Source organism: Brachybacterium atlanticum (assembly GCF_025669985.1).
Lineage (GTDB): Bacteria > Actinomycetota > Actinomycetes > Actinomycetales > Dermabacteraceae > Brachybacterium > Brachybacterium conglomeratum.
In genome coordinates, this window is the sequence record NZ_JAKJJW010000037.1 from 21477 (window position 1) to 35352 (window position 13876).

Sequence of the window (13876 nt, forward strand, 5' to 3'; positions counted from 1 at the left end):
CCGCGATGTCTCTGCCCGGCGGCTTCTCCGCGCTGGTCAGGGCGGCGCTAGTGTATCGTAGCCGCCATGCATAGGGCCCTGATCACCGGCGGCACCGCAGGCATCGGGGCGGCCTTCGCCAGAGCGTTCGCCGGCCGGGGGAGCGCCCTCGTGCTGGTCGCGCGGGATCCCGATCGCCTCGAGGAGTCGGCCGCGCAGCTCCGTCGCGAGCACGGCGTCGACGTCGAGACGATCGTCGCGGATCTCGCCGACCGCGACGCTCAGCAGCGGGTCGCCGATCGCCTCGAGTCCGACACCGACCCCGTCGACGTGCTCGTGAACAACGCCGGCTTCTCCGTCCGCGCAGGCCTGCTCGACGAGGACCTCACCCCCCACGACCTCGGCTTCGAGGTCATGATCCGTGCCGTCCTCAAGCTCGGCGGCGCTGCGGGCCGGGGGATGCGACGCCGCGGCCGCGGCTGGATCATCAACGTCGGCTCGGTCTCGGCGCTGGTCACGCAGAACAACTACTCCGCGATCAAGGCGTGGGTGGGCAACTACTCCGAGTCCCTCGGCGTGCAGCTCGCAGGCACCGGCGTGCAGGTCACCGCTCTGATGCCGGGCTGGGTCCGCACCGAGTTCCACTCCCGCGCCGGGATCAAGGGCTCCTCGATCCCCGGCGTGCTGTGGCTGGATGCGGACCGCCTGGTCGAGGACTGCCTGCGCGACGTCGCCCGAGGCAGGCCCGTCTCGGTCCCCTCGAAGCGCTGGAAGCTGATCTCCGCCGTCCTGCGCACCACCCCGCGCGGCCTCGTCGCGCGGCTCAGTGCGCTGCTCAGCCATCGCCGCAACCGGGAGAAGTGATCGCGTGACCGACGAGGACAGCGAGAAGGAGCCCGAGGAGCAGGGAAGCTCGCGACGGGCCGAGGCCGCGGCACGGTTCTCCGAGGCCTCGAGCCGCGCCGCGGACGCCACCGCGAAGGCCGCCGACGACCTCAAGGGCCGCTCCCGTCGGCTGCTGGACTCGCTCTCCGCGCGCTCGCGCGGGGAGGGCTGGGAGAGGCCGACGGGCGAGCTGACCAAGTACCGCTCCGCCTGGCGCGCCGGGACGCGCTTCGTGCTGCAGCGGGTGCTGTTCCGGGCCGTGGTGAACTCCGCCGTGACGCCGCAGGTGCAGGTGCACCGCCGCGTGAAGAGCATCCGCGGCCCGTTCGTGCTGGTCGCCAACCACACCAGCCACGTCGACGGCCCGCTGCTGGCGATGAGCCTGCCCTGGACGCAGGGCCGGTTCCTCTCCACGGGCGTGGCCGCCGACTACTGGTTCGACCACTGGCACCGCCGCCTCTTCGTGCGCCTGATGATGAACGCCTTCCCGATCGACCGCGGCGGCTCCCACAAGCACGCGGGCACCTCGAAGCGGCTGCTGCGCAGCGGCGTGCCGATCCTCGTGTTCCCCGAGGGGGGCCGCCAGCAGACCGGGACCATGGCGGAGTTCAAGGCCGGCGCGGCCGCGCTCGCCCTCGGCGTCGGCGTCCCCGTCGTGCCCGCCGCGATCATCGGCGGCTACGAGGCGATGCCCAAGGGGCGCAGCTGGCCCGTGCCGGGGCGCCCGCCCGTGCGGGTCGTCTTCGGCGAGCCGCTGCTGGGCGGGGTGGACGAGTCCGCGAGAGACTTCATCACGCGCATCCGTGACAGCGTGAAGGACCTGTACGACGAGCACCACGACGAGGTCCTGGGCAGCGCTGTCCGGGACGAGGAGGAGGACGCATGAGCGATCGGCCGAGCGCACGCGAGGTCAAGCGGCACAAGTGGTGGGGCTGGGGCCTGGACGACATCACGTTCCGCTACGACAACAAGCCCGCCTTCGCCCCGCTCGCGAGGAACAAGATCGGCGTCGACCTCGACTCGAAGCAGCCGGTCGAGCCGCAGCTGTCCGACGTCGAGGTGCCGGGGAGCCGGCTGCCCGCCCCGGCGCGCGAGGCGCTGGTCGCCGTCGTCGGCGCCGACAACGTGCTGGACGACGACGAGTACCGGGTCGTCCACTCCTTCGGCCGCTCCCTGCCGGACCTGTTCCGCGTCCGGGGCGGCCGCTTCGAGCGCCTGGTCGACGCGATCGTGTACCCCGCCTCCGAGGACGAGGTCGCCGCGGTCCTGCGTCTCGTGCTCGAGCACGACATGGTGCTGATCCCCTACGGCGGCGGCTCCTCCATCTCCGGCTCCGTGACCCCCGACGTGGACGAGCAGCGCCCGATCCTCACCATGAACCTCGGCCGCATGCGCGAGGTCCTCGAGATCGACGACACCGCGGGCCTCGCCCGCGTGGAGGCGGGCGCGTACGGCCCGGACCTCGAGGAGCAGCTGAACGCGCTGGGCTGGACCGTCGGCCACTTCCCCGACTCCTTCACCTACTCGACCGTCGGCGGCTGGGCCGCGACGCGCTCCTCCGGCATGCAGTCGGACAAGTACGGCGACATCGAGGACATCGTCCGCGGCCTGCGGATGGTCCATCCCGCAGGCACGGCCGTCACCAAGCCGATCCCGGGCCGCGACTCCGGGCCGAGCGTGCACGAGATGATCCTGGGCAGCGAGGGACGCCTCGGCGTGATCACCGAGGTCACGGTGCAGGTGCACCGCGTCGCCCCGGTCCGTCAGGTGATCGCCTACATGTACCCCGACTGGGAGCACGGCATCCGCGGCATGCACGCGATCGCCCGCTCCACCGACGTCTCCCCGACCTTCACCCGTCTCTCCGACGGGCCGGAGACCGAGTTCAGCCTCGCCATGGTCAAGGCACCCACCTCCACCAAGGGGAAGGTCGCCGCGAAGGTGCAGGACGGGCTGTTCTCGTACCTGCGCTCCAAGGGCTGGGACACGACGAACGAGATGTCGATCTCCTACGTCTGCTTCGAGGGCTCGAAGGAGTCCGTCGAGCAGCAGAAGTCGATCGTGAAGAAGATCGTGAAGAACGCCGGGGGCATCACGCTCGGCGCGGGCCCCGGCGCGATCTACGACCAGAAGAAGTTCGACACCCCCTACCTGCGCGACTTCCTGATGAACTACCAGGTCTTCGGCGACGTCTGCGACACCGGTGCGACCTGGTCGAAGATCAACGAGGTCCATGCCCGGGCGTTCGAGGCCTTCTACGCGGTGCAGGAGGAGCAGGGCCTGCCCGGCTTCATGTTCTGCCACATGTCGCACAGCTACCACGCCGGGGCGTGTCTCTACTTCACCTTCGCCTTCCCCTACTCGACCGACGAGCAGGCGCTCGAGCAGTACTACGCCGCCAAGAGCGCCGTGCAGCAGACCTTCGTGGACCTCGGCTCGACGGTCTCCCACCATCACGCGGTGGGCACCGAGCACCAGCCCTGGATCACCGAGGACATCGGCGAGGTCGGCACCCGCATGGTGCAGGGGCTCTTCGCCGACACCGACCCGGGCCGGAACCTCAACCCCGGCAAGGTCGTCCCCTCCTGAGCGGGGTAGCGACGATGCAGGCCGCGCATCCGGTCCTCGTGCTGCGGCACGGGGAGTCGACCGCGAACGTCGAGGGGCAGATCGTGTCCGTCCCCGGCCCGCGGGCGCTCGAGACGGTGGGGCTGACCGGACGCGGCAGGGAGCAGGCGCGCGCCGCGGCGACGGACGCGGCCGCGCAGGGCCTCGGGCCGGGCACGGTCGTGGTCACGAGCGACTTCGCCCGCGCCCGCCAGACCGCCGAGGAGTTCGCCGCCGGTCTCGGTGCCGGGGCGCCGCGGGTCGACGAGCGCCTGCGCGAGCGCTGCTTCGGCGCGCACGACGAGGGCCCCGCGACCGCCTACGAGAGCATCTGGGCGCGGGACCGCGCCCGTCGGGCGCACGACGACGGGGTCGAGCCCGTCGCCGAGGTCGCCGCGCGCGTGCTCGCGGCGCTCCGGGCGGCCGATGCGCTCGCCGCCGATGCGCCCGTGGTGCTCGTCGCTCACGGGGACGTGCTGCAGATCGCGCTCGCGCTCGCCGCGGGCCGCGACCCGCACGACCATCGCGAAGTGCCGCATCTGGGCAACGCCGAGCTGCGCGCGCTCGGCCCGCACCGCACCGCCGCGGCGGGCGCGCCGTGCTGAGCGCGGACCGCGGCGGCGGGGTGCGCCTGATCGTGCGCGGGGACCTCGAGGAGACCCGGGCGCTGCTCGCCGAGTTCTTCACCGCCCAGGGCTGGCGCGTCCACGAGACCACGCCCGCGCGTCTGGAGGTGGAGACCGGGAGCCTGCGCCGCACGGTGCTGCTCGGCGCCCTGGCCGGGAGCCGCTTCCACCTCCGGGCCCGGCTCGAGCTGGCCGAGGTCCCGGGCGGGACGCGGATCCGTCATCTCTGGGGTGCGACCGTCGGCCGCGCGCTGGGCGGTGTGGCCGGATGGGCGCGGGCGAGCAGGCGCCATGCCGAGACGGCCGAGCTGCTCACCGCGCAGCTGCGCGAGCGGGGCATCCTGCTCGAGGCCGCGCCCGACCGCTGAGGCCGGCCTCCGCCGCAGCGGAGCGAGCAGGCTCCCTCGCCGTTGAAGGAGCCTGACGTCGACCATAGGCAGTTACTCGTGAGGAATGGGTCACAGGCGGGTCACGGTTGCCTCGAGAGGCTGTTCCGATCCAGGAAGCAGCCTCCCGGCGGGTCCGCCGAGGTGACGGGGGCCATGCGCCCCTACGATGGACCGGGTCGCCCGAGGAGCGGCGGCCCGCGAACCACCAGCGACAGGACGAGGGAATTCATGGCACTGCGCATCGCCGTCTTCGGCGAGAACCGGCACGAGAAGGTCGACCCGAAGGTCCAGCAGATCTATCCCGAGGGCATGCACACCGTGATCGCGGAGGCCCTGCGGACCGTCCTCGCGGCCGACGGCGTCGAGGCCGAGGTGCGCATCGCCCTGCTCGACGACATCGAGGAGTCCCTCTCCGAGGAGGCGCTCGCCGAGACCGACGTGCTCACCTGGTGGGGCCACATGGCGCACGAGGACGTGCCCGAGGAGATCGCCGAGCGCGTGGTGCGCCGCGTCCACGAGGGCATGGGGCTGATCCCGCTGCACTCCGCCCACTACTCCAAGCCCTTCAAGAAGCTCATGGGCACCACCTGCAACCTGCTGTGGCGCAACGAGGGCGAGGAGGAGCGGGTCTGGACCGTCAACGGCTCCCACCCGATCGCCCGCGGCGTCCCGCACCCGATCGTCGTCCCCGAGCAGGAGATGTACGGGGAGATGTTCGACATCCCCGCCCCCGACGAGCTCGTCTTCGTCTCCTCCTTCGCCGGCGGCGAGGTGTTCCGCTCCGGCGCCGTGTTCCGCCGCGGCAAGGGCAAGGTCTTCTACTTCAGCCCCGGCGACCAGGAGTACCCCGTCTACCGCCAGGCGGAGATCCAGCGCGTCCTCGCCAACGCCGTGGTCTGGGCCCGGCCCGCGGAGCGCGAGGCCGCACCGGTGAAGATCGCCAACGCCCCGCGCGACTGGTTCCGCGGGGACGACGCGGACGGAGTCGCGCGTGTCATCTGAGACCAGGACGCTCACCGACACCTCCGCCGCCCCGACGCCGTCGGCCTCCCTGACCGGCTTCCCCCGCCTGCCCGCGGAGCGTCCCGCACGCGTGGTCGTCGTCGGTGCCGGATCGATGGGCAGCTGGTGGGCCCGGGAGATCGTCGCGAGCGAGGTCGCGGAGCTCGTCGGCGTCGCCGACCTGGTCGAGGGCGCGCCGCAGCGCGTGATCGACCAGTCCGGCGCGGCCGATCCGGCGGCGGTCGCCGTCGGCGCCGACGGGGTCGACCTCGCCCTCGAGCTCGGCGCTGACCTGATCGTGAACCCGACCGTGCCGGTCGCCCATCATCCCGTCACCGTGAAGGCGCTGCACGCGGGGATCCCGGTGCTCGGCGAGAAGCCCGTCACCGAGACGCTGCCCGAGGCGATCAGCCTGCTCGCGCACGCCGAGCTCACCGGCGTGCCGTTCATGGTCTCCCAGTCCCGGCGCTTCTTCCGCCAGGTGCGCCAGCTGCGCAGCTTCGTCGCCGCCCACGGGCCGACGGTGATGACCAGCGCGTTCTTCTCCCTGTTCACGGAGATGGACGGATTCCGCCGTACCCAGGACCACCCGCTGCTGCGGGACATGGGCATCCACGCCTTCGACACCGCGCGCTACATCCTGGACGCGGACCCGGTCGCGGTCACCGCCCGCGGGACGCGCCCCGAGTGGAGCGTCTACCACCACGACGCGACCGTCAGCGCGACCTTCGAGATGTCCGACGGGTCCCTGTTCGCCTACCACGGCACCTGGAACGCCCGCGGCCTGCCGACCTGGTGGAACAGCGAATGGCGGATCGGTGCCCAGCACGGCTCCGCCACCTGGGACGGCACCGGCACCCCGGTCGTCGGCACCGAGGACGAGGAGGAGACCGCGCGCCTGCAGGCCGCGATCGACGCCGAGACCGCGCCCGAGCCCGACCAGATCGCCGCCTCGCTGGTCGAGTGCGTCTCCGCGCTGCGCGGTGGCCGCACCCCGATGTGCGAGATCCACGAGAACGTGCTCAGCTTCGCCATGGTCGAGGCGGCCGTCACCGCCGTCGAGCGCGGGGAGCGGGTCGAGATCGACGAGCTGCTCGAGCAGGCGCGCGTCGAGGCGATCGCCGCGGAGGCCGACGAGCAGGCCCGCGAGATCATGCGCTCCTGGAGCAGCGTGCGCGAGGCGCTCGTCGCCGGGTCCTGAGCCGAGCCGCCGCGCCCCGAGGGATCACCGGGGCACGGCGGCGAGGTGACCGCACGCGGACATGCGAAAGGCCCCTCATCGCGATGTTCTCGCTGATGAGGGGCCTTTCCTGCTGCGCGCCCGGAGGGATTCGAACCCCCAACCTTCTGATCCGTAGTCAGATGCTCTATCCGTTAAGCTACGGGCGCTCGCCAGCTGCGCTGACCTGGACTACTCTAGCGGGCCCTCGCGACCGGCGCCAATCGGCGGGCCATGACCCTGCTCACAGGAGCGGGGCCATGGCCCGCGTCGGTCACCAGCCCGACTGCTGAGGAGGCTGCGGGGAGCCGGGACCCTGCGGCCCGCCGGGGTTCTGGCCGCTGTCGGGATGAGCCCACGGAGGCTGCTGCTGGCCCTGCGGAGAGCCCTGGCCGCCCTGCTGCGGGGCGCCCCACTGCTGATCGCTCTGCGGAGCTGCGGGCGGGGAGCTCTGCCCCCACTGCTGACCGGACTGTGGGGCGGGCGGGGGCGAGGCCTGGCCCCACTGCTGGCCGCCCTGGCCGCTCTGCACGCCCTGACCGCCCTGAGGCGCGGGCGGAGGCGAGTTCTGGCCCCACTGCGCGCTCGGCGGAGCGGCCGGGGACGCTCCGGACGCGGCGCCGACGGAGGCGCCGGCGCCGTAGCCGCCGGGCACGCCCGAGGTGGCGCCGGCCTTGTTCTTCCGCGAGCGGACCACGAAGAAGGCCGCCACGGCGGCGGCGAGCAGGAGGAGGAAGCCGATCACGACGACGGCGATGATCACGATGACCCAGGGGAAGCTGTTCGCCTCGGCGCGGATGTCGATCCCGTTCGCGATCTCGGCCGCGTCCGTGAAGACGACGGTGCTGCCGTCGATCTGGCCGCCGGAGGACTCGATGATCTCGCCGGGGAAGATGAAGGTCATCGAGAACTCGAAGCCGTAGTCCGCCAGGGTCGGGTCGGTGAGGTCGCTCAGCCCGGCCTGCGCCGGATCGAGGGTGAAGTGGTACTCGCCGTCCTCCTCGACGAGGTCGAGCCCGTTGCCGAACTCCTCGTTGTCGACCACGCCGGTGATCTTGCAGCCGTACATGCCGTCGGCCTCGTACGGCTCGACGGTCGGGGCGATCTCGCCGGCGACGCCCGACTCCTCGCCCTCCATCGCGGCGCACATCTCCTCGGCGGAGGAGTACTCGGACCCGATGAGGGAGGTGTCCAGGCCGATGTCCATCGTCACGTCGATGGTCTCGGCGTCCTTGATGTCGAAGGTCGCGTCGAACTTCCCGCAGCCCGCGAGGACCATCATGAAGGGAACGAGGAGGAGCGCGAGGAGTCCGCGCCGTCTGGAGATGCTGGTCATGGGTCCCCCGTCGGGTCGCGCACCGAGGTGCGTGGCGCCACCGGGTGTGACGCGCTTCCCGTTCAGGGTACCTGCGCAGGAGGGAGCGCGCGGTGGGGAGAACTCCCCATCGCGTGCGGTCCGGTCGCACGGCTCCGATCGATCGGAGCCGGGGCGACCGGCTACTTCCAGAACATGAGCATGCCGCCGCCGACCATCAGCACGCCGAAGCCGACGGCGAGGTTCCAGTCGCCGATCGGGAGGGGCAGCTGCCCGGCGGTGATGTAGTAGGTGACCAGGTAGGCGAGGCCCAGGATCAGGAAGACCACGGCGGCGGGGGCGAGCCACTGCGGGTTCTGCCCGGCGGCCGCGACACGGCGTCCGGTGGTGCGGGAGGTCTCGGCCGCGGCGGCCCGGCGCACCGAGGTGGCACGCGTGGAGTCCTTCGCCTTCTCGGGAACCTCGCCGCCGGCGGGCCTGCCGGTCTCGCTCTCGCTCTTCTTCTTCCCGGACGTGCCCTTCGTCGCGCCGCGACCGACGGGGTCCTTGCCCGCGGCGCCCCTGCGGCGCACCGGGTCCTTCGCGGAGCCTTCGGCGGGCCTCGAGTCCTCGGCCTCCGCGGCCGCGTCCTCCGCGTCCGCCGTCGTGTCCTCGAGGTCCGTCGCGGCATCCTCGGCCTCCGCGGTCGGGTCCTCGGCGTCCGGCGTCACGTCCTTCGGGTCCGTGCTCGCGGCCTTCGCGCTCGACGTCGCCCGGGCGGACGACTTCTTCCTGCTCCTGGCCATGGAACGATGCTCCCTCGACGCGGCCGTCGCGCGACCGTGCCGCGCGGATCCGCGGGTGCGGACCGTGGCCTAGGGTAATGGGCGTCCGGGACGCGCGCGAAGCGAGGAGTGACGATGGAAGCACAGGACACCCCGTCCGGGCGCCGTCGCGGCGGTGCCCGGGGGCGCGTCGGCGTGGCCCTGGTGATGGTGCTGTGCGGCGTGCTCTTCGCGACCACCTCCCGCCTCGCCGCCGGCGGCTCGATCCGCGACGAGAGCAGCGACGTCGCCGGCGTCCTCGCCGACCGCGGCCGCACCATCGAGGAGCTCACCGAGGACAACGCCGACAAGCGCGCCGAGATCGAGGAGCTGCGCGGCCAGGGCGCGGGCCCGGCGACCGCCGAGCGCACCGCCGTGGTCGAGGACGCCGTCGGCCTCAGCGAGGTCTCCGGGCCCGGGCTGCGGATCACCCTGACCGATGCGCCCTCGAGCGCGCTCGGCGCGATCCCGGGCACCGAACCCGACGACCTCGTCGTCCACCAGCAGGACCTCGAGTCGTTCATCAACGCCCTGTGGGCCGGCGGCGCGGAGGCGATGATGCTGCAGGACCAGCGCGTGGTCAACGGCAGCGCCTTCCGCTGCGCCGGCAACACCCTGCTGCTCGAGGGCCGCGTCTACTCCCCGCCCTTCGTCATCACCGTGATCGGCCCCGTCGAGGAGATGACCGAGGCGCTCGACTCCTCCCAGAACGTGCAGCTCTACCGCGAATGGGTCGATCACGTCGGCCTCGGCGAGAAGGTCGAGACGCTCCAGGACACCACCCTGCCCGCCTATGCCGGCCCCCTCGCCGTCGACGCCGCGGTGAGCCGGTGAGCACGGGCCGCACCGAGCGGGGGCGAGGAGCCGCACGATCCCACCGCGGCCGCCCCCGCGGGCCGGGTGTGCTCGGGGTCCTCGGCGAGCTGCTGCTGACCGCCGGGGTGCTGCTGGGCCTGTTCCTGGTGTGGCAGCTGTGGTGGACCGACGTGATGGCCGACCGCGAGCAGGCCGGGATCCTCGACGGGCTCGAGCAGGAATGGGGCGCCGTGGACGAGGAGCGGATCGCCCCGCGCCAGGACGGACCGCCGCCCGTCCCCACCACGCCCGAGGACACCATGGTCTTCGGCACCATGCACGTGCCTGCCTTCGACCGCGACCGCTTCCCGCTCGCCGAGGGCGTGGACCTCGAGCAGGTCCTCAACGTCAAGGGAGCCGGCCACTACCCGCAGACCGCGCTGCCCGGCCAGGTCGGGAACTTCTCCGTCGCTGGCCACCGCAACACCTACGGCCGCGTCCTCGAGGACATCGCCGGCCTCGAGGAGGGTGACCCGATCGTGGTGGAGACCGACGAGGCGTTCTACGTCTACGAGGTCACCGAGTCGCTCGTGGTCCAGCCGGAGGACGCCTGGGTCATCGCCCCGACGCCCGGCGAGAGCGGGGTGGAGCCCACCGAGCGGATGCTCACCCTGACCGCCTGCCATCCGATGTACTCCGCGCGGGAGCGCTACATCGTCCACGCCGAGTTCTCGTACTGGACGGACCGGTCCGACGGGATCCCCGAGGCGCTCGCGACCGCCCCCGACCCCGCCCAGGAGGGCTGATGTACGCCTGGCTGTTCCGTCACCTGCCCGGACCGCTCTGGGTGCGGATCCTGCTGACCGTGCTGGTGCTCGCCGCGATCGTCGTGGCCCTGTTCGGCTGGGTGTTCCCCGCGATCGCGCCCGTCATGCCGTTCAACGACGGAGTCGTGGGGGCGGCGGCCGCCGGCTCCTGAGCGGCGGGGCTCAGCCCGCGGTCATCAAGGGCTTCAGCCCCTCCGAGCGCTCGAGGGCGTCGCGACCGTCGCACAGCTCGAGGAAGCGCGCGAGCATCAGGTGGCCGTTCTCGGTGAGCACCGACTCCGGATGGAACTGCACCCCGTGCAGGGGCAGCTCCCGGTGGACCAGGCCCATCACCATTCCGTCGGCGGTGCGGGCGGTGACCTCGAGCTCCGCCGGGATCGTCTCCGGCACCACGGTGAGGGAGTGGTAGCGGGTCGCGGTCATGGGGGAGGGGGCGCCGGCGAAGACGCTCCTGCCCTCGTGCGTGAGCTCGCTGGTGCGGCCGTGCATCAGCTGCGGAGCGTGGTCCACGCGCGCCCCGAAGAACTGGCCCAGCGCCTGGTGCCCGAGGCACACCCCGAGCATCGGCACCCGCTGCTCGGCGCAGCGGCCGATCACGTCCAGGGAGCGACCGGCGGTGGACGGGTTGCCGGGGCCGGGGGAGACCAGCACCCCGTCGAACCCGGTGAGGTCGACCGCCCCCGTACCGTCGGCGGGCACCTCGTCGTTGCGGACCACCGTCGTCTCCGCGCCCATCTGCTGGAGGTAGCCGACGATCGTGTAGACGAAGCTGTCGTAGTTGTCGATCACGAGGATCCGTGCCGCGGACTGCTCAGCCATCGCCGTTCCCGTTCCCGTTCCCGTTCCCGTTGCCGTTCCCGTTCCCGTTGCCGTTCCCGTTGCCGTTCCCGTTCCCGTTCCCGGCGCCCGCGCTGCGTCCGTTGTTGCCGTCGCCCTGCGCGGCGTCGTCGGCCTCGTCCTCCGGCGGATCCGTGGTCGGCGAGGGGCTGTCGCTCGGCTCCTCGGTCGGGCTCGGCTCCTCGGTCTCGGTCGGCTCCTCGGTCGGGGTGGGTGTCGGCGTCGGCTCCGGGCCCTTGGAGACGACGATCGTGATCGTGGTGCCGCGGTCCACCTGCTCGTTCGCCGCGGGGTCGGTGCGGATGACCTGCCCCTCGGGCACCGAGTCCGAGAACTCCGAGGTGGGGGTGGTACCGGTGAAGCCGGCGTCGGACAGAGTCTTCTGCGCGTTCTCGAGGGTCTGCCCGGCGACGTTCGGGACCGCCACGGGACCGGGCGCAGCCGCGATCACGAGGTCGACGGTGGAGCCGTAGCGGGCGGGGCTGCCGCCGGCCGAGGGCGTCTGCGAGAGCACGGTGCCGGGATCCTCGCTCGCCTCCTCGCGCTCCGCGGGATCCGGGACCTCGAAGCCACGCGCCTCGAGGGTCTCCTTGGCCTTGTCGAACTGGACGCCCTCGACGTTCGGGACCTCGACGTTGCCCGAGGCGAAGCGCACCTCGACCGCGGAGCCCCGGTCCACGGACTGCCCGCCCTGCGGGGAGGTGCTCGCCACCGTCCCCGCCTCCTGCGGGACGTCCTCCGCCTCGCCCTCGGTCATGGTGAGTCCGACGGCCTCGAGCGCGGCCTGGGCCTCCTCGCGGGTCATCTCCAGCAGGTCCTCGGGCACCGTCACCGCGTCGGGGCCGCCGGAGACCGTCACCGTGATGGGGCTGCCCACCTCGACCTCCTGGCCGGCGGGAGGGTCCGTCTCCATGACCTCGCCCTTGTCGACGTCCTGGGAGGGGGTCTGCTCGAAGGTCGGGTCGAGTCCGGCCTCGGTGAGCGCGCTGCGCGCCTGGTCCTCCGTCTGCCCCACCACGTTCGGGACCGCGATCGTCTCCGGCCCCCGGTCCCACGGCCGGAAGTAGGCGAGCGCCGCGGCGATCAGTCCCAGGGCCACGAGGGTCACGAGGATGATCAGCCACCACGGCCGCTTGCGCTTCTGCTCCGGCTCCACCTCGTCCCCCGAGCGCGGGGCGAGGGGCCCGGTCGCGGGGGAGGGCGCGGAGCCGGTGCGCCAGTCCTGGGGACGCATCGCGGCGGCGCCCGCCGCGCCCGCGCCCAGGGCACCGGCCGTCGCCGGCAGCGCCTCGGTCGCCTCGTCCAGCGGGCTGAGCACGGTCGTGGCCTCGGGGTCGTCGGCCCCCGGCAGGGCGCCGGCGACCAGCGCCGGGGCTCGTCCGGCGACGACGGCGGCGATGTCGCGGGAGAAGGCGACGGCGCTGGGGTAGCGCTGCTCGCGGTCCTTGGCCAGGCCCGTGAGGATCACCGCATCCATCGCGGGGGGGACGGCCGGGTTGAAGGCCGAGGGCGGCTGCGGCTCCTCGCGCACGTGCTGGTAGGCGATCGAGACCGGGGTGTCGCCGGTGAAGGGCGGGCGCCCGGTCAGCATCTCGAACATGACGCAGGCGGCGGAGTAGATGTCCGAGCGCGCATCGACCAGCTGGCCGCGCGCCTGCTCGGGGGAGAGGTACTGGGCCGTGCCCATCACGGCCTGGGTCGCGGTCATGGCGCTGGTCGCGTCGGCGACCGCGCGGGCGATCCCGAAGTCCATCACCTTCACGGCGCCCGCGGAGTTGATCATGATGTTGCCGGGCTTGATGTCGCGGTGCACGATCCCGGCGCGGTGGGAGTACTCCAGCGCGCTGAGCAGCGCGGCCATGATCTCCCCGGCCTGGATGACGTCCATCGGGTGCTCGGGGTCGATGTACTCGCGCAGGGTGCGACCCTCGACGTACTCCATCACGATGTACGGGATCGTCACCTCGGAGCCGGTGATCGTGGTCTGCTGCTCCTCGCCGGTGTCGTACACGGCGACGATCGAGGGATGGTTCAGGGACGCGGCGCTGTGCGCCTCACGCCGGAAGCGCTCCTGGAAGTTCGCATCCCGGGCCAGGTCGGAGCGCAGCACCTTCACCGCGACCGTGCGGTGCAGGCGCGTGTCCTCCGCGAGGAACACCTCCGCCATGCCCCCGGTCCCGAGGATCCTTCCCAGGCGGTATCGACCACCCAGGATCAACGTCTCTCCGCTCACTCCACACCCGTCCTCGTGCCGTGGCCGACACCGATCGATCCGACCATCGTAGTAGCTGACGTCGCCTCTCCAGACGTCGTGCCCAGCCCCGTCGGCGCCGAGGCGTCGATCGCGCCGAGGGGCAGCAGCCCCAGGCCGCCCGCGACGGCGACCGCGATCGCGACGACCACCAGGATCAGCAGCACCAGGCCCGGCACCGACATCCCGCCGACCCGCCGCCCCGTGCTCGTCCCGCGCACCGTGCGCGAGGACGCCGCGGTGTCCACGTCGGCGTAGGCGCCGCCCGAGAAGGCGCGCTCGGCGCCGTCGGCGGTGGACGCCGCCGAGGCCGCATGCAGCGGGGAGCGGGCGCCGTCGCC

14 protein-coding genes, 1 tRNA gene and 1 pseudogene are annotated in these 13876 nt (G+C 72.6%); 10 read left to right on the forward strand and 6 right to left on the reverse strand.

Translation table 11 applies throughout. The features are described from left to right. Positions 1-66: 66 nt before the first annotated feature. From L3K22_RS14405 to L3K22_RS14435, 7 genes are all read left to right on the forward strand, one after another. A complete protein-coding gene (locus L3K22_RS14405) occupies positions 67-843 on the forward strand; it encodes an SDR family NAD(P)-dependent oxidoreductase (RefSeq protein WP_263311994.1) in 777 nt (258 codons plus the stop codon). A gap of 4 nt (positions 844-847) precedes the next feature. Further along, positions 848-1750: a lysophospholipid acyltransferase family protein gene (locus L3K22_RS14410; protein ID WP_263311995.1), complete on the forward strand. Its 903-nt coding sequence runs from the start codon at positions 848-850 to the stop codon at positions 1748-1750. Then, positions 1747-3453 carry an FAD-binding oxidoreductase gene (locus L3K22_RS14415; RefSeq protein WP_263311996.1) on the forward strand — a complete coding sequence of 569 codons (1707 nt, stop codon included), beginning with the start codon at positions 1747-1749 and terminating at the stop codon, positions 3451-3453. The genes L3K22_RS14410 and L3K22_RS14415 overlap by 4 nt, the downstream gene beginning before the upstream one ends. A gap of 14 nt (positions 3454-3467) precedes the next feature. Beyond that, entirely contained in the window at positions 3468-4076 is a 609-nt protein-coding gene (locus L3K22_RS14420; protein ID WP_263311997.1) for a histidine phosphatase family protein, read from the forward strand. After that, entirely contained in the window at positions 4070-4465 is a 396-nt protein-coding gene (locus L3K22_RS14425) for a hypothetical protein (protein WP_263311998.1), read from the forward strand. The genes L3K22_RS14420 and L3K22_RS14425 overlap by 7 nt, the downstream gene beginning before the upstream one ends. 249 nt (positions 4466-4714) lie before the next feature. Beyond that, the gene (locus L3K22_RS14430) at positions 4715-5488 is read left to right on the forward strand and encodes a ThuA domain-containing protein (RefSeq protein WP_263311999.1); all 774 of its coding nucleotides are present in this window, start codon (positions 4715-4717) and stop codon (positions 5486-5488) included. After that, positions 5478-6689: a Gfo/Idh/MocA family protein gene (locus tag L3K22_RS14435; protein ID WP_263312000.1), complete on the forward strand. Its 1212-nt coding sequence runs from the start codon at positions 5478-5480 to the stop codon at positions 6687-6689. The genes L3K22_RS14430 and L3K22_RS14435 overlap by 11 nt, the downstream gene beginning before the upstream one ends. A gap of 115 nt (positions 6690-6804) precedes the next feature. Here the strand turns inward: L3K22_RS14435 and L3K22_RS14440 are convergent. The 3 genes from L3K22_RS14440 to L3K22_RS14450 all read right to left on the reverse strand — a co-directional run bounded on the left by L3K22_RS14440 (position 6805) and on the right by L3K22_RS14450 (position 8807). After that, a tRNA-Arg gene (locus L3K22_RS14440) sits at positions 6805-6877 on the reverse strand. Positions 6878-6981: 104 nt separating this feature from the next. After that, positions 6982-8043 (reverse strand): LppM family (lipo)protein, encoded by a 1062-nt coding sequence (locus L3K22_RS14445; RefSeq protein ID WP_263312001.1) that lies wholly within the window; start codon positions 8041-8043, stop codon positions 6982-6984. Positions 8044-8204: 161 nt separating this feature from the next. After that, on the reverse strand, positions 8205-8807 hold the full coding sequence (locus tag L3K22_RS14450) for a cell division protein CrgA (RefSeq protein WP_263312002.1): 603 nt from the start codon (positions 8805-8807) through the stop codon (positions 8205-8207). 114 nt (positions 8808-8921) lie between these two features. Between L3K22_RS14450 and L3K22_RS14455 the strand changes: the two genes are divergently transcribed. The 3 genes from L3K22_RS14455 (at position 8922) to L3K22_RS14465 (ending at position 10599) form a co-directional block, all read left to right on the forward strand. Then, positions 8922-9659, forward strand: a complete 738-nt coding sequence (locus L3K22_RS14455) for a DUF881 domain-containing protein (RefSeq protein WP_263312003.1) — start codon at positions 8922-8924, stop codon at positions 9657-9659. 68 nt (positions 9660-9727) lie between these two features. Then, positions 9728-10426 (forward strand): class E sortase, encoded by a 699-nt coding sequence (locus tag L3K22_RS14460; protein WP_373318071.1) that lies wholly within the window; start codon positions 9728-9730, stop codon positions 10424-10426. Further along, positions 10426-10599, forward strand: a complete 174-nt coding sequence (locus L3K22_RS14465) for a hypothetical protein (protein ID WP_263312005.1) — start codon at positions 10426-10428, stop codon at positions 10597-10599. Before L3K22_RS14460 ends, L3K22_RS14465 begins: the two co-directional genes overlap by 1 nt. A 10-nt stretch (positions 10600-10609) precedes the next feature. On the opposite strand, the gene L3K22_RS14470 is transcribed toward L3K22_RS14465, so the two are convergent. From L3K22_RS14470 to L3K22_RS14480, 3 genes and pseudogenes are all read right to left on the reverse strand, one after another. Continuing rightward, entirely contained in the window at positions 10610-11266 is a 657-nt protein-coding gene (locus tag L3K22_RS14470) for an anthranilate synthase component II (protein ID WP_263312006.1), read from the reverse strand. Next, entirely contained in the window at positions 11259-13517 is a 2259-nt protein-coding gene (pknB, locus tag L3K22_RS14475; protein WP_263312007.1) for a Stk1 family PASTA domain-containing Ser/Thr kinase, read from the reverse strand. Before pknB ends, L3K22_RS14470 begins: the two co-directional genes overlap by 8 nt. Further along, positions 13514-13876, reverse strand: a pseudogene (locus L3K22_RS14480) (serine/threonine protein kinase); the annotation flags it as partial. The gene pknB and the pseudogene L3K22_RS14480, both read right to left, overlap by 4 nt.